At 67.8% G+C, this 19,895-nt stretch carries 17 protein-coding genes; 13 read left to right on the top strand and 4 right to left on the bottom strand.

Annotation, left to right across the window (positions count from 1 at the left end; genetic code table 11):
• Positions 1-214: 214 nt before the first annotated feature.
• A complete protein-coding gene (locus AC1DIQ_RS15685) occupies positions 215-2,278 on the bottom strand; it encodes a putative bifunctional diguanylate cyclase/phosphodiesterase (RefSeq protein ID WP_121043460.1) in 2,064 nt (687 codons plus the stop codon).
• Between the two features lie 148 nt (positions 2,279-2,426).
• Here AC1DIQ_RS15685 and radA point away from each other — a divergent pair, with 148 nt between their 5' ends.
• The 3 genes from radA to AC1DIQ_RS15670 all read left to right on the top strand — a co-directional run bounded on the left by radA (position 2,427) and on the right by AC1DIQ_RS15670 (position 8,179).
• Entirely contained in the window at positions 2,427-3,806 is a 1,380-nt protein-coding gene (gene radA, locus AC1DIQ_RS15680) for a DNA repair protein RadA (protein WP_121043463.1), read from the top strand.
• A gap of 161 nt (positions 3,807-3,967) precedes the next feature.
• Complete coding sequence (locus AC1DIQ_RS15675; RefSeq protein ID WP_478050368.1) at positions 3,968-5,824, top strand: ATP-binding protein; 1,857 nt, start codon at positions 3,968-3,970, stop codon at positions 5,822-5,824.
• A gap of 48 nt (positions 5,825-5,872) precedes the next feature.
• The gene (locus AC1DIQ_RS15670; protein ID WP_461770470.1) at positions 5,873-8,179 is read left to right on the top strand and encodes a tetratricopeptide repeat protein; all 2,307 of its coding nucleotides are present in this window, start codon (positions 5,873-5,875) and stop codon (positions 8,177-8,179) included.
• Between the two features lie 43 nt (positions 8,180-8,222).
• Here the strand turns inward: AC1DIQ_RS15670 and AC1DIQ_RS15665 are convergent, their stop codons facing one another.
• Entirely contained in the window at positions 8,223-9,017 is a 795-nt protein-coding gene (locus tag AC1DIQ_RS15665; protein ID WP_478050367.1) for a cytochrome C assembly family protein, read from the bottom strand.
• Between the two features lie 130 nt (positions 9,018-9,147).
• On the opposite strand from AC1DIQ_RS15665, the gene ffh reads away from it, so the two are divergent.
• The 8 genes from ffh (at position 9,148) to AC1DIQ_RS15625 (ending at position 15,240) form a co-directional block, all read left to right on the top strand.
• Positions 9,148-10,527, top strand: coding sequence for a signal recognition particle protein (ffh, locus tag AC1DIQ_RS15660; protein WP_019184491.1), 1,380 nt, complete (start codon positions 9,148-9,150; stop codon positions 10,525-10,527).
• 76 nt (positions 10,528-10,603) lie between these two features.
• Positions 10,604-11,680, top strand: coding sequence for an NAD(P)H-dependent flavin oxidoreductase (locus AC1DIQ_RS15655; RefSeq protein ID WP_282257838.1), 1,077 nt, complete (start codon positions 10,604-10,606; stop codon positions 11,678-11,680).
• On the top strand, positions 11,677-12,465 hold the full coding sequence (locus AC1DIQ_RS15650) for an aminotransferase class IV family protein (RefSeq protein ID WP_478050366.1): 789 nt from the start codon (positions 11,677-11,679) through the stop codon (positions 12,463-12,465). The genes AC1DIQ_RS15655 and AC1DIQ_RS15650 overlap by 4 nt, the downstream gene beginning before the upstream one ends.
• 127 nt (positions 12,466-12,592) lie before the next feature.
• The gene (gene rpsP / locus AC1DIQ_RS15645) at positions 12,593-12,853 is read left to right on the top strand and encodes a 30S ribosomal protein S16 (protein ID WP_017356068.1); all 261 of its coding nucleotides are present in this window, start codon (positions 12,593-12,595) and stop codon (positions 12,851-12,853) included.
• Between the two features lie 42 nt (positions 12,854-12,895).
• Positions 12,896-13,408, top strand: a complete 513-nt coding sequence (gene rimM, locus AC1DIQ_RS15640) for a ribosome maturation factor RimM (RefSeq protein WP_121043481.1) — start codon at positions 12,896-12,898, stop codon at positions 13,406-13,408.
• Positions 13,409-13,413: 5 nt separating this feature from the next.
• Positions 13,414-14,172 (top strand): tRNA (guanosine(37)-N1)-methyltransferase TrmD, encoded by a 759-nt coding sequence (gene trmD / locus AC1DIQ_RS15635; protein ID WP_282257822.1) that lies wholly within the window; start codon positions 13,414-13,416, stop codon positions 14,170-14,172.
• Positions 14,173-14,327: 155 nt separating this feature from the next.
• Positions 14,328-14,735, top strand: coding sequence for a 50S ribosomal protein L19 (gene rplS, locus AC1DIQ_RS15630; protein WP_019184486.1), 408 nt, complete (start codon positions 14,328-14,330; stop codon positions 14,733-14,735).
• 127 nt (positions 14,736-14,862) lie between these two features.
• Positions 14,863-15,240, top strand: coding sequence for a DUF6404 family protein (locus AC1DIQ_RS15625; RefSeq protein ID WP_282257814.1), 378 nt, complete (start codon positions 14,863-14,865; stop codon positions 15,238-15,240).
• Here AC1DIQ_RS15625 and AC1DIQ_RS15620 read toward each other — a convergent pair.
• Positions 15,237-16,724 (bottom strand): MATE family efflux transporter, encoded by a 1,488-nt coding sequence (locus tag AC1DIQ_RS15620; RefSeq protein WP_282257811.1) that lies wholly within the window; start codon positions 16,722-16,724, stop codon positions 15,237-15,239. The genes AC1DIQ_RS15625 and AC1DIQ_RS15620 overlap by 4 nt on opposite strands.
• Before the next feature lie 133 nt (positions 16,725-16,857).
• On the opposite strand from AC1DIQ_RS15620, the gene AC1DIQ_RS15615 reads away from it, so the two are divergent.
• Complete coding sequence (locus AC1DIQ_RS15615; protein WP_121043597.1) at positions 16,858-17,130, top strand: hypothetical protein; 273 nt, start codon at positions 16,858-16,860, stop codon at positions 17,128-17,130.
• The gene (locus AC1DIQ_RS15610) at positions 17,123-17,527 is read left to right on the top strand and encodes an RNA-binding S4 domain-containing protein (protein ID WP_478050365.1); all 405 of its coding nucleotides are present in this window, start codon (positions 17,123-17,125) and stop codon (positions 17,525-17,527) included. Before AC1DIQ_RS15615 ends, AC1DIQ_RS15610 begins: the two co-directional genes overlap by 8 nt.
• Positions 17,528-17,599: 72 nt before the next feature.
• Here AC1DIQ_RS15610 and katG read toward each other — a convergent pair whose 3' ends face one another.
• Positions 17,600-19,834: a catalase/peroxidase HPI gene (gene katG, locus AC1DIQ_RS15605; protein WP_478050364.1), complete on the bottom strand. Its 2,235-nt coding sequence runs from the start codon at positions 19,832-19,834 to the stop codon at positions 17,600-17,602.
• Positions 19,835-19,895: the final 61 nt, after the last annotated feature.

The raw sequence follows: 19,895 nt of genomic DNA, 5'->3' as shown, positions 1-19,895 counted from the left end.
TTGCCACACGCAGAAAGGCCGCCCTCGGGCGGCCTTTCTGTTTGGTTCGCCCTCGCATCCGTATGAGAAGCCGAGTCCCGCCGCGGCTGGCGGGCCGTTGGGCAAACTCAAGGAGGAGGCAGCCGCCACCTGGCGGATGCCGGGGGACATTTGCCGAACGGCCCGCCAGCCGCGGCGGGGCTCGGCTACCGGAACCGAGGCGCCGAGCCGCGCGCTACGCTGCTTTCGCCAGCCGCATGAACTCCGCCGCATCCACCGGCCGCCCGAGGTGGTACCCCTGCAGCTGATCGCAGCCCATGTCGCTCAGGTACTGGCGTTGGCCGGCGGTCTCCACGCCCTCGGCGACGATCTGCAGCTGCAGCGAGCGGCCCAGCGCGATGATCGAGGAGACGATGGCGGCATCTTCAGCGTTGTCTTCCAGATCGTGCACGAAGGCGCGATCGATCTTCAGCTCGGTGGCCGGCATGCGCTTGAGGTAGAGCAGGCTGGAGTAGCCGGTGCCGAAGTCATCGATGGAGATGTTCACGCCCATCGCGGTCAGTCCATGCAGGATCAGCAGGCTCGCTTCCACATCGCGCATCGCAGTGGTTTCGGTCACCTCCAGCGTCAGCCGCTTCGGGTCCAGCCCGTGTTTCTCCAGCGTGCGGCGCACGGTCTCCAGCAGCGTGCTAGAGCCAAACTGCAGCGGCGACAGGTTCACCGCCATCGTCCAGTCCGGATGCCCGGCATCGTGCCAGTGGCGCAGCTGCGCGCAGGCCCGGTCGAGCACCCAGTCGCCGATGGACAGGATCAGCCCGCTGCGCTCGGCGATCGGGATGAACGCATCCGGCGACAGCAGGCCCAGTTCGGGGTGCTGCCAGCGCACCAGCGCCTCGGCCCCGATCAGCGCGTTGCCGTTGGCCTGGAACTTGGGCTGGTAGTGCAGCACCAGCTCGCTGCGGCTGACCGCCTTGCGCAGCTCCTGCAGCAGCTTCAGCTGGCGGTTGGCGCTGACGTTGAGTGACTGGGTAAAGAAGGTATAACCGTTCCGGCCCGAATCCTTGGTGTGGTACATGGCCGCATCGGCGTGGGCCATCAGATCGCGCTCGGTGGTGGCATCGGCCGGGTACAGCGCGATGCCCAGGCTGGCGCTGACCTGCAGTTCCAGCGCATCGATCTCGAACGGTTCGGCCACGCTGGCGATGATCCGTTCGGCGACCACCGCTGCGTCTTCCGGATCTTCCACCTGGAACACGATGACGAATTCGTCTCCGCCCAGCCGCGCGAACGTGTCCTGCGCACGCAGCAGCGCGGTGATCCGCTCACTGACCTGGATCAGCAGTTTGTCGCCGAGCTGGTGGCCGTAGGCATCGTTGATCGCCTTGAAACCATCGAGGTCGCAGAACATCACCGCGAAGCTGAACTGCCGGCGTTGTGCCTTCTCGATGGCCTGCTCGATCCGGTCCTGCAGCAGCATGCGGTTGGGCAGCTGGGTCAGCGGGTCGTGCAGGGCGGCCTGCATCAGCTTCTCGTTGGCCTGCGCCAGCGAATCGGCGAGCAGGCCGGTGCGGGTACGCATCTGGCGATCGAACACCGAGGCGATCAGCGCGATGCCCAGCGTGGCCAGTGTCGTCACGATCACCAGTACGGCCAGCCATTTGGTATCGATGCCCTGGCCGTAGGCCGCGCCGCACAGCGCGCCCTCGGGGAAGTTGGCTGCGGCCATGCCGGTGTAGTGCATGCCGACGATGGCCAGGCCCATCACCAGCGAGGCCAGCCCGCGCAGCAGGAACGGCCGGCGCTGCTCCAGGCGCAGCCGGAAGGCGATCCACAGCGCCGCACCGGCCGCGCCGATCGCGATCAGGATCGAGGCGGCAAACCACACTGGGTCGTAGTCGATGCCCGGCTGCATCTCCAGCGCGGCCATGCCCAGGTAGTGCATGGCCGCGATGCCCAGCCCCATCAGCACCGCGCCCGCGCACAGTCGCGACCACGGCAGCTGCGCACGCGAGACCAGCCACAGCGCATACGCCGAGGCGCCGACCGACACCGCCAGCGAGTACAGGGTGATGGCCAGGTCATAGCCGACCGGGATCGGCAGGTGGAAGGCGAGCATGCCGATGAAGTGCATCGACCAGATGCCCAGGCCCATCGCACCGGCGCCACCGGCCAGCCACCAGCGGGCGACCCGGCCGCGGGTACTGGCCAGGCGACCGGCCATGTCCAGCGCGGTGTACGAGGCGAGGATGGCGACCAGCAGCGAGAACACGACAAGACTCTGGCTGTAGGTGCCGGTCATGGAGAAGCCTGGAAAAGGTTGAAGGAGGGCAGTGGCCCGCCGGAGTATCGGCATCGCGGCCGGAATCTTGAGCAGGGGCGCTCGGCGTCTCGGTTGCTGCGACGCGGCTCGGCTATCCTGCCCCATCGATTCTGAAGCGGAAGTGGACATGGCCAAGCGACTCACCGCTTACGTCTGCAGTGAATGCGGCGCCGAATACAGCAAGTGGCAGGGCCAGTGCACCGAGTGCGGGGTCTGGAACACGCTCAGCGAAATCACACTGGAAAGCGCGACGCCCACCAAGTCCTCGCCGGCGTCGCGCCGTTCCGGCTGGGCCGGCAAGGTCGATGCGCCCAAGATCATGGCGCTCAAGGACGTGCAGCAGACCGAGCACCTGCGGGTGAGCACGGGCATCGGCGAGTTCGACCGCGTGCTCGGCGGTGGCCTGGTCGAAGGTGCGGTGGTGCTGGTCGGTGGCGATCCGGGTATCGGCAAATCCACCCTGCTGCTGCAGGCGGTGGCGAAGATGGCGGCCAGCTTGCCGGTGCTGTACATCACCGGTGAGGAATCGCTCTCGCAGGTCGCTGGCCGCGCGGTGCGGCTGGATCTGCCGCTGGACAACGTCAACGCGCTGGCCGAAACCCAGGTCGAGGCGATCCTGCAGCATGCCAGCGTGGCCAAGCCGCGGCTGATCGTGGCCGATTCGGTGCAGACCCTGTGGACCGAATCGCTGACCGCCGCGCCCGGCTCGGTCAGCCAGGTGCGTGAGAGCGCCGCGCGGCTGGTGCGCTTTGCCAAGGAAACCGGCACCGCGGTGTTCCTGGTCGGCCACGTCACCAAGGAGGGCGGCATTGCTGGCCCGCGCGTGCTCGAGCACATGGTCGACGCGGTGCTGTACTTCGAAGGTGAGAGCGGCAGCCGATTCCGCCTGCTGCGGGCGTTCAAGAACCGCTTCGGCGCGGTCAACGAGCTGGGCGTGTTCGCCATGGGCGAGAAGGGCCTGAAAGAGGTCTCCAATCCCTCGGCGATCTTCCTCTCCGGCGGCAGCACCCAGCAGCCGGGCAGCTGCGTGATGGTCACCCGCGAAGGCACGCGCCCGTTGCTGGTGGAAGTGCAGGCACTGGTGGATGCCTCACCGCTGTCCAACCCGCGCCGGGTGGCGGTGGGGCTGGAGCAGAACCGCCTGGCGATGCTGCTGGCGGTGCTGCACCGCCATGGCGGCGTGCTGGTGGGTGACCAGGACGTGTTCGTCAACGTGGTGGGCGGCATCCGCGTGCAGGAGACCGCCGCCGATCTGCCGGTGCTGCTGGCGGTGCTGTCCTCGCTGCAGGACCGGCCGCTGGCCGAGAAGACGATCGCCTTCGGCGAAGTGGGCCTCTCCGGCGAGATCCGCCCCGTGCCCAACGGTGAGGACCGCCTGCGCGAGGCCGCCACGCATGGCTTCAAGCGCGCGATCGTGCCCAAGGCGAACGCGCCGAAGACCGGCAGCGTGAAGGGCATGGAGGTGATCGCGGTGGAGCGGTTGTCGGAGGCGATCGACGCGCTGTGACCGGGGCCGGGCCGAGGCTCGGTTGTCGCGCCCCCGTGAGCTGAGCCCATGCTCGGCTCACCCATGACGAATGGGTCTGCGGTCAGCCAGCCTGTGCTAGTTTTCCGGGCTCGACGAAGGCGCCCTCCGGCGCTTTTCCGTGGCAAGGAGTAATCGATTACATGCAGGACCCGATGTTCAGCACCCCCGCTGCCGAAATCCGCCGCGCCGGGGTCGATCTCAATGGACTGATGACGGTGCTGGGCAAGCACCTGTATTCCACCCCGATGGTGGCGCTGCGCGAACTGGTGCAGAACGCGCACGATTCGATCATCCGTCGCCGTATCGAGCAGCCGGGCATCCCGTGTGTGTCGCGCATCGACGTGCAGGTCGATGCCGCCGCCGGCGTGCTGCGCATCACCGACACCGGTGCCGGCCTGACCCGGCAGGAAATCCACGATTACCTGGCCACGGTCGGCGTGGGTTACACCCGGGGCCTGCGCCAGGAGGGCGAGGACAATGACGGCTTGATCGGCATGTTCGGCCTGGGGTTCCTGTCGGCCTTCGTGCTGGCGCGCCGTGTCAGCGTGCGCACCACCTCCTACCAGGCGCCGGAGCTGGGCCACCTGTACGTGTCCAGCAACGCCGAGCAGTACACCGTCAGCGACGTGCCGGCACGGGTGATCGGCACCGAGGTCGAGCTGGAGCTGCATCCGGACTTCCTGCCGCTGGCCAACGAAGCGCGCCTGCACGAGGTGCTTGGCCGCTACTGCGCGCTGCTGTCCGAACCGATTTTCATCGGCGCTGCCGCCGAGGCCATCAACCCTGAACCGCCGCCGTGGCGCGGGCAGGGTGATGTCGCGCTGCATCCCGTGCAGGCGCGTCGCCAGGCGCTGCAGTTCGCTGCCCGTTTCGAACACGATTTCGAGCCCATCGTGACGATGCCGCTGCAGTCCGATGGCAGCAGCGATGCCATCGGCATGCTCTGGGTGCAGGATGGTGCCACCTACGGCACCAGCGACAACCGCAACCTGTCGGTGTTCGTGCGCGGCATGCTGCTGGACGACGATGCACGCGACCTTTTGCCGCCGTGGGCCGGTTTCATCGGCGGGGTGATCGAGTCGTCGAAGCTGACCCCGACGGCCAGCCGCGAGGATCTGCAGCGCGATGATCACTATCGCGCCGTGCAGCACGCCCTGCTGGAAGCGCTGATCGATGGCCTGGCCGACGTCGCACGCCAGCAGCCCGAGGCCTGGCGGCGTGTGCTCGGCCGGCACAATGAAGCCCTGCTGGGCGCAGCCCTGTGCGATGAGCGCCTGTTCGACCTGCTGCTGGAACACGTGCGCGTGCCGACCTCGCAGGGTGACCTGCCGGCCAGCGCGTTGCCGGCGCGTGGCGCGGTGCATGTGATCCTCGACAACGGTGGCGGCTTCGAGGAAATGCTGTTCCGTGCGATGGGCGTGCCGGTCGCGCATGGCCATCGCTATGCAGTGGTGCCCTTCCTGCGCCGCTGGGCCCAGGCCAAGGGCCTGCGCCTGGTTGAGCTCGGTACCGAGCAGGGCAATCGCGCACTGTTCCGCACTGACCACAGCCTTGACGATGCGCAACTGGCCTGGCTGCGTGAACACCTGGGCGATGGCGAACAGCTGCTGCCGGCGCGCTTCAGCCCCGAGGCGCTGCCGGTGGTGGTGGTGCCCGACCGCGAAGCCGAGCTGAAGCAGCGCCTGGAAGACGACGAGAACGACAAGCGCGTCTCGATGGCCGCCTTGCGCCTGGCGCGCCAGTTCACCGCGCGAATCGAGGCGCGTGCGCCGTCACGGCTCTACCTCAACCTGGACAATCCAGCGGTGCAGGCATTGCTGCAGGCCCAGCGCGATGGCCACCCGCAGGCCGCCTCGGCCGCACGCCTGCTGCGCTCGCTGAAGATCATCGTGTCCGCACAGGGCCGGCCGTTGCAGCGGGCTGCGGCAACGCCGGGCCCCGATCTCAATGGTGCATTTACCGATATTGCCGGTGCCCTGCAGCAGATGCTGCGCTGAGCACCGCCCCCTCTCATCCAGCCTTCGCTAGACAGGAGCATTCCCCCCATGGATATCTGGAACTGGGTTGAAAAACTGCAGGAAGACCTGCGTCAGGCCGGGCAGGCACAGAACGCCCACCTGCTGACCCGCCTTGCCGATGACGTCAGTGAACTGCAGGTCGACCGCGTCGATGCACTGCTGCCCGAAGCGCGCGCGCTGGGCAAGGCACTCGACAATCCCTGGGTCGACGTCTATGTCGGCCATTGGGCGCTGCGCAACCGCGTCGGCAACCGCATGGAAGGTGAAAGCGCACTGGGCGAGTCGGTGGCGCTGTTCGAGCGCGCACACCGTGCCGATACCCTGGACTGCCCACAGTCGATCTGCGTCACCCAGGATCTTGCCGCCTGTTACGGCAACATCGATGGTCCGGGCTGGGTGCCCGAGCGCATCGAGGTCTGCGACGAGACGCTGGGCCGCATCGACCCAAGCTGGGCCTGCTTCCAGTGCCTGAGCTGCGAGAAGGCGGACGCGCTGCTGGACGACGGCCGCGGCCAGGACGCGCTGGAGTACCTGCAGGTGCAGGCGGCGGCGATCCAGGCGCGTGGCAAGGAGGTGTTCGACAGCTTCCCGGAAATGCAGATCAAGATCCTGCTGGCCAGCGGCCGTGCGGAGGAGGCGCTGGCACTGATCGAGCAGCGCGAGGCCGAAGTGGCTGCTGCAGGCGACTACGAGCCGGCCAACTGCACAGTGCCGCGCCGTCTGTCCAAGGCCTGGGCGCTGGCGCAGCTGGGACGTGATGAAGACGCACTGCAGCAGCTGGCGGCATGGAACGAGCTGACGCCGAACCACTGGCGGTTGTGGGCCAATACCGCCTCGACACTGTGCAGCCGGGATGGTGCACGCAATACCTGGGATCTGGGGACGCGGTTCAACACGATCATCGAGCACTTCGCCGCGGTCGGCGCGCATCGCTTGGTGATCGAGATCGCTGCATTGAGCCTGGAACTGGCCCTGCAGCGTGGTGCGCGCTGGGTGGCGCAGCGCCAGCTCGGTCTGGCCCGGACCCATCTGGCGCAGCTGCGGCAGGATCGTGGCGCTGCCGCGCTGGTGGCCGGCTTGGCCGCACGGATCGAGGCACTGCCGGAGATGGCACCGCTGCCGGTGCCCGCCGATGAACTGCTGGCATGGCTGCAAGCGCAGGGCGAACAGCACCAGTCGCGCGATCCCGAGCGTGAAGCGCAGTGGCTGCTGCAGGCGCACGCCGAGCAGCCCGACGACGACGCACTGGCCGAGGTCGCAGCCTCGGCGCTGCACGCCTGCGGCGCTACCACCGAAGCCATGGCGCTGCTGTGGGACTTCGTGCGCGGCCACGCGCAGGAAGATGGCGCGGCGGCCTACACCCTGATGCGTTGGCTGGCCGAGCAGGGCGATGATGATGGCCTGCGCAGGCTGGCCGCGACCTATCGCGACAGCGTGCCGGTGTTCGCGCACTGGTGCGAAGTACAGCGTGCACGGCGCGCGTCCGACTGGCCGGCGATGGAACAGGCCGCGCAGGCGTTGTTGGCGTTGTCGCCGGGCTCGAACGGCGCACGCCGGACGCTTGCCAGCATGTACATGGAGACCGGCCGTTTCAGCGATGCGCAGGCCTGCTACGCGCAGTTGGTGGAGACGCTGGAGGAGCCGAATGCCGCGCACTGGGACCACATGAGTGCCGCCAGCGCGGCGCGCGACTGGGATGCAGTGCGCCGCTCGGCGGCCGCGATCGGCATGGAATTGTCCAGCCAGCAGGGCGTGGTCGAAGAGCCCTGGGGCTGGGTGATCATCCGCAGCGAAGACGGCGGCGAGCCGGTGGAGTACTACGCCCGCCGCAGCGGGCCGGTGACCGCGCGCATCGTCGAGAACGCACCGGCCAACCGCGCGCAGCAGGTGGGTGACTGGGTGGTGTTCGACGCCGGCCTGGTGCACCCCGCACCAGAAGATGAAGCCGAGCGCGAGCACTTCATTCCGACCTATGCGCAGGTGCACGTGCTGGAGCGGGGTGGATTCGCCCGCAGCTGGCTGGTCGACGGCGCGCATCCGGGCGAGGCGGCATGGAACGCGCTGGTGGAAGCGGCCGAGGCGCAGGGCTGGAAGGTGTGGTCGCACAGCCGTGCGGACTACACCGTGACCGATCCGGATGCCGAAGACGGGGCGCTGCCGGGGCTGCTGTTCACGGTCGCCCAGCCGCAGGATCACGCGCCGCTGGCACTGCATCGCTTCCTGCAGCAGGCGACGGCGGAGTGGGCGCACCCACACTGCTGGCTGCGCCTGGCCGAGGCCTGCGACCAGGACCGGCAGCCGCATCTGGATGCGATCGAACGGTACGGGTTGTAGTCAGAGGATAGCGGGTGGGTGCCGACCGTTGGTCGGCACGCCGCTATCGCGTGCGTCCGAACACCAGTTCGATCACGAACTGGCTGCCGAAGAAGGCCAGCAGCAGCAGCGCCATCGCGGTGAGGGTCCAATGCACCGCCTTCGCACCGCGCCAGCCATAGCGGCGGCGGCCGATCAGCAGCGTGCCGAATGCGATCCAGGACAGGATGCTGAGCACGGTCTTGTGCACCAGCTTCTGGGCCAGCAGGTCATCGACGAACAGTACGCCGGTGACCAGGGTCAGCGTAAGCAGCGCAAAGCCGACCGCGATCACCCGGAACAGCAGCGCTTCCAGGTCCGCCAGCGGGGGCAGGGCGCGCAGCCACGGGCGGAAATCACGGCGGCGCAGGGCGCGTTCCTGCAGCCACAACATGATCGCCAGCAACGCGGCGACGCTCAGGGTGGCGTAGGCGAGCAGCGCCATCCACGCGTGCGTGGCCAATTGCCAGCCCAGCGGCTTGCTCGGCTCGTGGCCGTAGGCGTGATAGATCCACAGCACCACGGCGGCCATCGGGAACACCAGCACGCCAAGCGCCGCCATGCGCCCGCGCGCGGCGACCAGCGAGGTCAGCCACGCCATGCCCAGCCCGACCAGCGACAGGGCGGCGAAGAAGTGCATGTCCGGGCCGCCGCTGGTACGCATCGCCACCAGCACGTGATAGCCGCCGTGCAGCAGCATCGCCGGCAGCGCCGGCCACAGCCAGGCCGGGGAGGTCACCGCATCATCGCGGACGACCGCGCGCACCAGCAGGCCGGTGGCGGTCAGGTACAGCAGGGTCGCGATGAGAACGATTGTCATCGTGTCAGTTTCGCATACCCCCGGGGTGCTGGCGATGCCCGCAGCGCCGCCGCCGGTGCCGGTCCGGGAGCCGGGGCGGAACCGTTATACTGGCGGTCTCATTGTCTTTTGTTCTGAACAGGTCGCTTCCATGTTCGAGTCCCTGACCCAGCGCCTCTCCGGCACCATCGAGCGGCTGCGTGGCCGCGGTCGCCTGACCGAGGAAAACATCCGCGAGGCCACCCGCGAAGTCCGCATCGCGCTGCTCGAGGCCGACGTCGCGCTGCCCGTGGTGCAGGCGCTGGTCGAACGCATCAAGGTGCGCGCGGTCGGCCAGGAAGTGCTCAAGTCACTGACGCCCGGTCAGGCGCTGATCAAGGTCGTGCGCGACGAGCTGACCGCGGTCATGGGCTCGGCCGCCTCGGACCTGAACCTCAACGTGCCGGCGCCGGCGATCATCCTGATGGCCGGCCTGCAGGGTGCGGGCAAGACCACCACGGTGGGCAAGCTGGCCAAGCACCTCAAGGAAAAGCGCAAGAAGAAGGTGATGGTGGTCTCGGCCGACGTCTATCGTCCGGCCGCGATCGAGCAGCTCAAGACCCTGGCCGACCAGGTCGGCGTGCTGTTCTTCCCGTCCACCGCCGACCAGAAGCCGGAAGCCATCGTCCGCGCCGCGATCGATGACGCGCGCAAGTCGTTCGTGGATGTGCTGATCGTCGATACCGCCGGTCGCCTGGCCATCGACGAAGCGATGATGGCCGAGATCAAGGCGCTGCACGCCGCGGTCAACCCGGCCGAAACGCTGTTCGTGGTCGATGCCATGACCGGCCAGGATGCCGCCAATACCGCCAAGGCCTTCGGCGATGCGCTGCCACTGACCGGCGTGGTGCTGACCAAGACCGACGGTGACGCCCGCGGCGGTGCCGCGCTTAGCGTGCGCTACATCACCGGCAAGCCGATCAAGTTCGTTGGTGTGAGCGAGAAGCCGGACGGCCTGGATGTGTTCCATCCGGACCGTATCGCCAGCCGCATCCTGGACATGGGCGACGTGCTGTCGCTGGTGGAGCAGGTCGAGCAGCAGGTCGACAAGGACAAGGCCCAGAAGCTGGCCGAGAAGGTCGCCAAGGGCAAGAAGTTCGATCTGAACGACATGCGCGACCAGCTGGAGCAGATGCAGAACATGGGCGGCATCGGCGGCCTGATGGACAAGCTGCCGGGCCTGGGCCAGATCCCGGAGCACCTCAAGCAGCAGGTCAGCCAGGGCAAGGAAGTGCCGCGCATGATCGCGATCATCAACTCGATGACCAAGAAAGAGCGCCGCAACCCGGGCCTGCTCAACGGCTCGCGCCGTGCCCGTATCGCGCGCGGTTCCGGCCTGACCCCGGCCGACGTCAACAAGCTCATGAAGCAGTTCCAGCAGATGGAAAAGATGATGAGCAAGATGGCCGGCGGCGGCATGAAGGGCATGATGCGCAGCATGAAGGGGATGATGGGCGCCATGGGCGGCCGCGGCGGCATGCCGTTCCGCTGAGTCCTGCGCACGTGCATTCCGGGCAGGGGCGGTGCGGCGTATGCTGGCACCGTCTCCTTCCACAGGTGCGCCGCGCGTGAATGGTTCCCCGCTTCTCGAACGCGCCGACAACTTCTGTCGGCGTTTTGCATTGCAGGCCCCGATCCTGCTCGCACCGATGGCTGGGGCCTGCCCCGTGCCGCTCTCGGCCGCGCTGGCCAACGCGGGCAGCATGGGCGCGATGGGCGCGGTGCTGTCCCAGCCGCAGGACATCGTGGCGTGGATGACCGATTTTCGCGCGCAGTCCGCCGGGCCGGCGCAGGTCAACGTCTGGATACCCGACCCGCTGCCGTCGCGCGATGCCGATGCTGAAGCGGCGACACGCCGCTTCCTGGCGCAGTGGGGCCCGGAGGTGCCGGCCAGCGCTGCCGATGCCGGGCCGGCCGATGTCGACGCGCAGTTCGATGCCTTGATCGAGGCGCGCCCGGCGGTGGCCTCCACCATCATGGGCGTGTTTTCTCCGGCACAGGTGCAGCGGCTGAAAGACGTGGGCATTGCCTGGATCGCCTGTGCGACCACCTTGGCCGAAGCGCGGGCCGCGCAGGCGGCCGGTGCCGATGCGGTGGTCGCGCAGGGGTTCGAGGCGGGCGGCCATCGTGGTGCGTTCGATCCGGACGCAGCCGAGCGGCAGCTCGTCGGATTGTTCGCGCTGCTGCCGCGGCTGGCCGATCATCTGGATATCCCGATCATCGCGGCCGGTGGCATCGCCGATGGGCGCGGCATCGCAGCAGCCCTCACGCTGGGGGCGAGTGCGGTGCAGGTGGGCACCGCGTTCCTGCGCACCCCGGAGTGCCATCTGAATCCGGCATGGTCACAGGCCTTGGCCAGTGCCGAACCGGAAGACACCTGGCCGACGCGCGCCTTCAGTGGTCGCCTCGGCCGTGGCCTGGCCACCGCGTATGTGCGCGCCGCGGCGTCTGCTGATGCACCACCGCCGCGGCCGTATCCGGTGCAGCGTGGGCTGACCGCGCCGATGCGCGCGCAGGCGGGCCGCGACAACGCGCTGGATGCGATGCAGGCCTGGGCGGGGCAGTCCGCGTGGATGGCCCCGGCGCGCCCGGCGGCCGAGGTGCTGCAGCAGATGTGGGCCGATGCGAAGGCGTTGCTCGGATGAGGCTGTACTGCAATGGCCGCGTTGCCAGCGCCGATGATCTGGCCGGCGCACTGACCAACTACGGTCATTTCACCTCGCTGCAGGTGCGCAATGGCGCGGTGCAGGGGCTGGATCTGCATCTGCAGCGTCTGCAGGAGGGCACGGTGGCGTTGTTCGGCACCGCGCTGGAGCCGCTGCAGGTGCGCGCCTGGATGCACGCCGCGCTACAGGCCGAAGGTGCGCTCGATGCCTCGCTGCGGGTGACCGTATTTTCGCGGCAATTCGATTTCCGGCGGCCGCTGCAGCCGGTCGCCGGCGATGTGCTGGTCGCCGTCGCGCCACCGGTCGATCTGCCGGCGATAGCGCGGCGGCTGCGGACGGTGCGTTACCAGCGCGAACTGCCGCAGGTGAAGCATGTCGGTACGTTCGCGTTGTTCCAGCAGCGCCGCGAGGCCTTGCTGGCAGGGGTGGATGACGCGCTGTTCGTCGGCGACGACGGCCTGGTCAGCGAAGGCACCACCTGGAACATCGCCTTCGCCTCGGGTGACACGTTGATCTGGCCGCAGGCGCCCGCGCTGCGCGGTACCCACGAGCGCCTGCTGCAGGCCGGGTGGGGCAGTGATCAGCAGGTGCGGCCGGTCGCGCTGGCGGACCTGGCCGGGTTCGATGCGGCCATCGCCTGCAACGCAGCCGGCATCTGGCCGATCGCGGTGATCGATGGGGGCGTACTGGCCAACTCGGCGGCAATGTGCGCCAAGGCCCGGGAGGTGCTGGCGGCCGCGCCCTGGCAGCCGTTGGTGGCCTGAACCGCCTGATCTGCAGGCCCTGTTCAGCTTTCCCGGTCTTCACAGGCTTGGAATGACCGGAGGCCGCCGCTATAATCGCCGGCTTACCGCGCCATCCTGGCGACTGGGCAATTGAGGAAACAACACCATGGTCAAGATTCGACTGACCCGCGGCGGCGCCAAGAAGCGTCCGTTCTACCACATCATCGTGACCGATTCGCGCAGCGCCCGTGATGGCCGCAACATCGAGCGCGTCGGTTACTACAACCCGGTTGCCCAGGGTGCCGAGTCCCGCATCGTGCTGGACCTGCCGCTGGTCGACAAGTGGGTCGCCAACGGCGCCCAGATGACCGACAAGGTTCGCAACCTGTACAAGGAAGCGACCAAGGCCCAGGCCTCCGCGGCCTGATCCTGAAGGGCCGCGCCTGCCGCGGCCCATCGGTCTATACAGATGAAAGATACCGAGCGCCGCATCCTGCTGGGCAGGATTGTCGGCGCTTTTGGTGTGCGAGGCGAGATCAAGCTCGAGTCCTGGACCGAGCCGCGTACCGCCATTTTCCACTATCAGCCCTGGATCCTGCGGACCCCCGCCGGCCAGGAGAGCACGCTCACCGGTGCACGCGGACGTCAGTCCGGCAAGCATCTGGTCGCCGTGTTTCCCGATATCACCGACCGCGATGTGGTCGAGGCGATGTACGGGACCGAAGTCTATGTCGCGCGCAGCGCGCTGCCCCCCCCGAAGCCCGATGAGTATTACTGGGTCGATCTGGAGGGCTTGCAGGTGCGTACCGTTGAAGGTGTCGAACTTGGGCGGGCGTCACACCTGTTCTCGACCGGCTCCAACGACGTGCTCGTGGTGCAGGGGGATCGTGAGCGGATGATTCCGTTCGTGCAGCCCGAATTCGTTGTCTCGGTGGATTTCGAGGCCAACCTGATCGTGGTCGACTGGGATCCGGAGTTCTAGGCCGGATGCGTATCGACGTCGTCACGTTGTTCCCCGAGTTCATGGCGCAGTCGGCCGCGCTGGGCGTGGTCGGCCGTGCTGCCGAGCGCGGTCTGCTGGACCTGCACGGCTGGAATCCGCGTGACTATGCCGAAGGCAATTACCGCCGGGTGGACGACCGTCCATTCGGGGGTGGCCCGGGCATGGTCATGCTGATCGAGCCGCTGCGGGCCTGCCTGGCGGCCGCGAAAGCTGCCGATCCGGCGCCCGCGCCGGTGATCTACCTCAGCCCGCAGGGCAGGCCGCTGACCCAGGCCAAGGTCCGGGAGCTGGCGGCACTGCCGCGCATGATCCTGCTCTGCGGCCGCTATGAGGGCATTGACGAGCGCTTCCTCGATGCCGAGGTCACCGAGGAAATTTCCCTCGGCGATTACGTTCTGTCCGGCGGTGAGCTGGGCGCGGCGGTGATCGTCGATGCGGTGACCCGCCTGCAGGACGGGGCCCTCGGCGATGCCGAATCGGCCGCGCAGGACAGTTTCGAAGGCCCGCAGGGGCTGCTGGACTGCCCGCATTACAGCCATCCGGCCCAGCATGAATGGGGCACTGTCCCGGACGTGCTGCGCTCGGGCAACCATGCCGCCATCGCCCGCTGGCGCCGGCAGCAGTCGTTGCTGCGCACAGCGCTGCGGCGGCCGGATCTGCTCGACGAAGGCCAGTTGTCCAAGGCCGACCGCGTCCTGCTGGAGCAGGCACGGCAGGCCGTTGCCAAGGATCCAACCCCCTAGCGCGGGGGCGGGATCTTGTTTACAATTCGGGATTGCCATCGGCCTTTTGGGGCTCGTTGGCAGGAACCCCTACAAAAAACGTGCAGCACAGTCCGGTGACTGCATGAGCCCACGTTGTCGAACGACACGATCACCCGAACATTATCGGTGCACCCATGAGCAAGCTGAACAAATCCATCCTCTCGGACTTCGAATCCGCCCAGATCACCCGCGAGCTGCCGAAGTTCAGCCAGGGTGACACCGTCGTCGTCAACGTGAAGGTGAAGGAAGGCAACCGTGAGCGCGTGCAGGCTTACGAAGGCGTCGTCATCGGCACCAAGAACGCCGGCCTGAACTCCGCGTTCACCGTCCGCAAGATCTCGCACGGCTACGGCGTCGAGCGCGTCTTCCAGACCCACAGCGCCATCATCGACTCGGTCGAAGTGAAGCGTCGTGGTAAGGTCCGCGCCGGCAAGCTGTACTACCTGCGTGGTCTGGAAGGCAAGGCTGCCCGCATCAAGGAAGATCTGGCTGCTGCTGCGCAGGCCAAGGCCGCGCGCCTGGCTGCCAAGGCTGCCCAGTAATTCCCGGCCGACAACGTTGGTTGTCGCCTCAAACGGCCACCTTCGGGTGGCCGTTTGCGTTTGTGGCCTGCATCGCGGGCTGACGCTGTTTTTTTGCTCGCTTTCCCTTCCTGCTGAAGAGACCGAGATGGACCGTTATCCCGCCGATGTTCGTCACGCGTTGCAGGCCATGGCCGACGCCAACGTGCCCGCCGGCATGCGCGCACCGCCGATGCATCGGCTGTTGTGGCGCATGGGGCTGCGCGTGCCGCCACCGCTGCTCGCCAGCTTCAGTGCCAACCTGTTCGTGATGGGTGGGCTGTTTGGCGTGTTGTGGGGCGTGTTGTGGCGCGCCTTGATGTGGCTGGTCCTGGACCTTGGCTCGCTCACGCTCGGCATCACCGTTGGCAGTGCTGTCATGGCCGGGCTGTTGTTCGGCGTGATGATGGCGCTGCTGATGCGCTACCAGCGCCGGCGCTTCGGACTGCCGGCCTGGAAGACCCTGCTGCAGGGGCGCGTGGCTTAATCCGGGCGGGCAGTGCCGGCCCGGGCCGGTTGCAGCGGGGTGGTCGGGTTCGGATCCGCCACCGGGGAGGGCGGCGAGGCGGGCACCTCGGCCGGGGCGGCCAGTTCCTCGCGATGACTGGGCAACATCCGCGCCTTGCGCCAGCCGCCCCAGCGGTAATACGCCAGCGACATCAGCATCGCGCAGAACGAGCTGACCGGGAAACTCCACCACACCGCGTCGGCCCCCCAGCGGTCCTGCAGCAGCTCGGCGAACGGCACGCGGATGCCCCACAGCGAGGCCGCCAGGATCAGCAGCGGGGGAATCACCGCGCCGGTCGAGCGCACCACGCCGGAGATCACGAAGTTCACGCCGAAGAACAGGAACGACCACACCGCGATGTGGTTGAGGTGGCGCGCTACCTCCAGCGCCTGGCTGCCCTCCGGCAGGAACAGGGCGAGCGTGTAGCGGTCGAGCAGGATCAGCGGCAGGATCAGCACGCCGGTCAGCAGGAAGTTGTAGAGCACGCCGCTGCGGGCGGTGCCGCGCACGCGATCCCAGCGCTGCGCGCCGACGTTCTGCGCGGCCATGGTCGAGCACGCCGCACCGATCGCCATCGCCGGCATCTGTACGTAGGTCCACAGCTGCAGCGAGGCGCCATACGCGGCGGCGGTGTCGGTACCGTAGCTGTTGACCATGGTCATCATCAGGATCATCGACAGCGAGATCAGCACCATCTGCAGACCCATCGGTACGCCCTTGACCACCAAGGCGCGCAGAATCTCGCCATCGATCTTGAACAGCGCCATGTCCTTGCGGCCCAGCCACAGCACATGGCGCTTGTTGCGCATGTACCAGAGCAGGCCGAGCAGCGAGAGGGTCTGCGCGATCAACGTGGCCCAGGCCGCGCCGGCGATGCCCAGCTGCGGGAACGGGCCGATGCCGAAGATCAGCAGCGGGTTGAAGCCGATATCCAGCACCACCGAGAGCAGCAGGAAGCGGAACGGCGTGCGTGAGTCACCGACGCCGCGCAGTGCCGAACTGAGGAACGCGAAGGCATACAGCGTCGGCATCGCCAGGAAGATGATGCGCAGGTAGGCCTCGGCCAGCGGCAGCGATTCGGCCGGTGTGCCCATCGCCGCCAGCAGCGGATGCGACAGCCACCAGCCGGCGATCGCGATCACCACCGACAGGCCGATGAAGAACGTCGCACTGGTGCCCATCACGCGGCGGGCCTGGGGCAGGTCGCGCGCGCCCATCGACTGGCCGATCAGGATCGAGGCGGCCATGCCGATCCCGAACACCGAGCCGATCAGGAAGAACATGATGTTGTTGGCGTTCGCGGTGGCGGTCAGCGCCGCCTCGCCGAGGAAGCGGCCGACCCAGATCGCGTTCACCGAGCCGTTCATCGACTGGGCGATGTTGCCGGCCAGGATCGGCAGGGCGAACAGGAACAGATTGCGCCCGATCGGGCCCGTGGTCAGGTCAAGCGGCGCTTTGGCCATGTGCGCTGGAGATCAAGCTCAGAGAGCGGCACACTAGCACCAAGCCCATCAAGGGGATATCGCGATGCGCACTTCATCGTCTCACCGCACGTCAGCCACTCCCCCGGTAGTGCCGGCCGCTGGCCGGCTGCAGATGCTCCCGGCTGACCGGTTCATCCCCGCCGCGATGGCCCTCTTGATTGGCGCCGCGCTGACCGCATGTTCGAGTACGGACGACCGCCTGCGCGATGCGCAGGTGCGGCCGATGGACCGACCGGAATGCCAGGTCGGCAGCCAGCGCCGCGATCTGGATGCCGGGGTACCGGCACTGATTGGTGGCACCGGGTGCCGCGGTAATCCGGACGCGACGCACCCCCTGAACCGACAACCGGCCAACGCCGTGGAGCTGGGTAGAAAGCATGACTGATGCAACACCGGTGGCCGCCGTGCGGCTGGATGTGTGGCTGTGGGCCGCACGGTTCTATCGAACCCGCAGCCTGGCCAAACAGGCGGTGGAAACCGGCAAGGTGGATGTCGCCGGGCAGCGCCCGAAATCCTCGCGCGCGGTGCGCGTGGGCGAAGTGCTGCAGATCAGCCGTGGCGATGAAGTGTTCGATATCGAGGTGCGTGGCCTGAGCGAGATGCGCGGCCCGGCGCCGGTGGCGCAGCAGTTGTATGCCGAGAGCGAGGCCTCGCTTGCACGCCGGGCGGAACTGCGCCTGCAGCGTGCGGCAGCGAAGAACGGTTACCAGCCGCCGGAGCACAAGCCGGACAAGCGTGCGCGTCGGTTGATCCGCGCGCTGGGGGATCTGGACGCGCTGTGATCTGCGTGCTGCACGCATGAAAAAAAGACCGGGCCATGCGGCCCGGTCTTTGTCTGTGCCTACGGTGGTGAATCAACGCAGGTCGTAACGGTCCAGCTCCATCACCCGCGCCCAGGCCGCGACGAAATCGCGGACGAACTTCTTCTCGCCGTCCGCGCTGGCGTAGACCTCGGCCAGGGCGCGCAGCACCGAGTTCGAGCCGAACACCAGATCCACGCGGCTGCCGCTCCAGCGCTGCGCGCCGGTACTGCGGTCGCGGCCGCTGTAGCCATCGCCACTGGCGACCCACTGCGTGCGCATGTCGAGCAGGTTGACGAAGAAGTCGTTGCTCAACGTGCCGACGCGATCGGTGAACACGCCCTCCTTGCTGCCACCGAGGTTGGTGCCGATCACCCGCAGGCCGCCGACCAGCGCGGTCATCTCCGGTGCGGTCAGTGTGAGCAGCTGCGCACGGTCGATCAGCAGCGCCTCGGTGGGCACGCTGTAGCGACCTTTGACGTAGTTGCGGAAGCCATCGGCATAAGGCTCCAGCACGGCGAAGGACGCCACATCGGTCTGCTCCTGGATGGCATCGGTGCGGCCCGGGTTGAACGGCACGCTGACCTCATGACCACCGGCCCTGGCCGCCTGCTCGACGCCGACGTTGCCGGCCAGCACGATCAGATCGGCCAGCGAGACCTGCGCACCGCCGTCGCCGGTGAAGCCGGCCTGGATCTTCTCCAGCGCGGCCAGCACCTTGCCCAGCTGCTGCGGCTGGTTGACCGCCCAGTCCTTCTGCGGGGCCAGGCGCACACGCGCACCGTTGGCGCCGCCGCGCTTGTCCGAGCCGCGGAAGGTCGAGGCCGACGCCCACGCGGTGGAAACCAGCTCGCCCGCGCTCAGCCCGGCCGCGCCGATCTGCTGCTTCAGCGCGGCGATGTCCTGCGCGCTGAGGGTGGTCTGCGGGGCCGCTGGCACCGGGTCCTGCCAGACGAATTCTTCGGCCGGAATTTCCGGGCCGAGGTAGCGTGCACGCGGGCCCATGTCGCGATGGGTCAGCTTGAACCACGCACGGGCAAAGGCATCGGCGAAGGCCTGCGGATCGGCCAGGAAGCGGCGCGAGATCTTTTCGTAGGCCGGGTCCACACGCAGCGACAGATCGGTGGTGAGCATGGTCGGGCGGTGCTTCTTCGAGGGATCGTGCGCGTCGGGAATGATCGCCTCGCTGTCCTTGGCCACCCACTGGTGCGCACCGGCCGGGCTCTTGGTCAGCTCCCACTCGTGGCCGAACAGGATCTCGAAGAAGTCATGGCTCCACTGCGCCGGGGTGCGCGTCCAGGTCACTTCCAGGCCACTGGTGATGGTATCGCCGCCCTTGCCGGTGCCGAATCGGTTGGCCCAGCCCAGGCCCTGGCTTTCCAGGCCCGCCGCTTCCGGTTCCACATCGACGTTGTCGGCCGGGCCGGCGCCGTGGGTCTTGCCGAAGCTGTGGCCACCGGCGATCAGCGCGACGGTTTCCTCATCGTCCATGGCCATCCGGCCGAACGTATCGCGGATGTCGAAGGCCGCCTTGAGCGGATCGGGATTGCCATCCGGGCCTTCCGGATTGACGTAGATCAGGCCCATCTGCACGGCGGCCAGCGGGTTCTCCAGATCGCGCGAGTGGATGTCGCCGTCGGCGTCATCATCGGAGACCAGCACGCCGTGGTCTTCCTGCACGCCTTCGGAGCCATGCGTATAGCGCACGTCGCCGCCGAGCCAGGTGGTCTCGCGGCCCCAGTACACATCCTGGTCGGGTTCCCAGGTATCCGGGCGGCCGCCGGCGAAGCCGAGTGTCTTGAAGCCCATCGATTCGAGCGCGACGTTGCCGGTGAGCACCAGCAGGTCAGCCCAGGAGATCGCCTGGCCGTACTTCTGCTTGATCGGCCACAGCAGGCGGCGTGCCTTGTCCAGGCTGACGTTGTCCGGCCAGCTGTTGAGCGGGGCGAAGCGCTGCTGGCCGCGGCCGGCGCCGCCACGGCCATCGCCGATACGGTAGGTGCCGGCGCTGTGCCAGGCCATGCGCACGAACAGGCCGCCGTAGTGCCCGAAGTCGGCCGGCCACCAGTCCTGGGAATCGGTCATCAAGGCCTTCAGGTCGGCCTTGAGTGCTGCGTAATCCAGGCCCTTGAAGGCCTCGGCGTAATCGAATGCCTCATCCAGCGGATGCGAGCGGGTCGAGTGCTGGTTGAGCAGGTCCACCCGAAGCTGCTTGGGCCACCAGTCGCGATTGGTGGTGGCATCGCCGACGAGGGCGTGGTTGAACGGGCACTTGGCTTCGCTTTTCATGGGTATCTACCTGTGTACTGGCGAACGTGGCCGCCATCGGCGTGGGGGAGGCGATGGCGAC

The organism is Stenotrophomonas sp. 05L413 (assembly GCF_056397945.1).
This window is presented reverse-complemented; position numbering and strand designations above follow the sequence as displayed.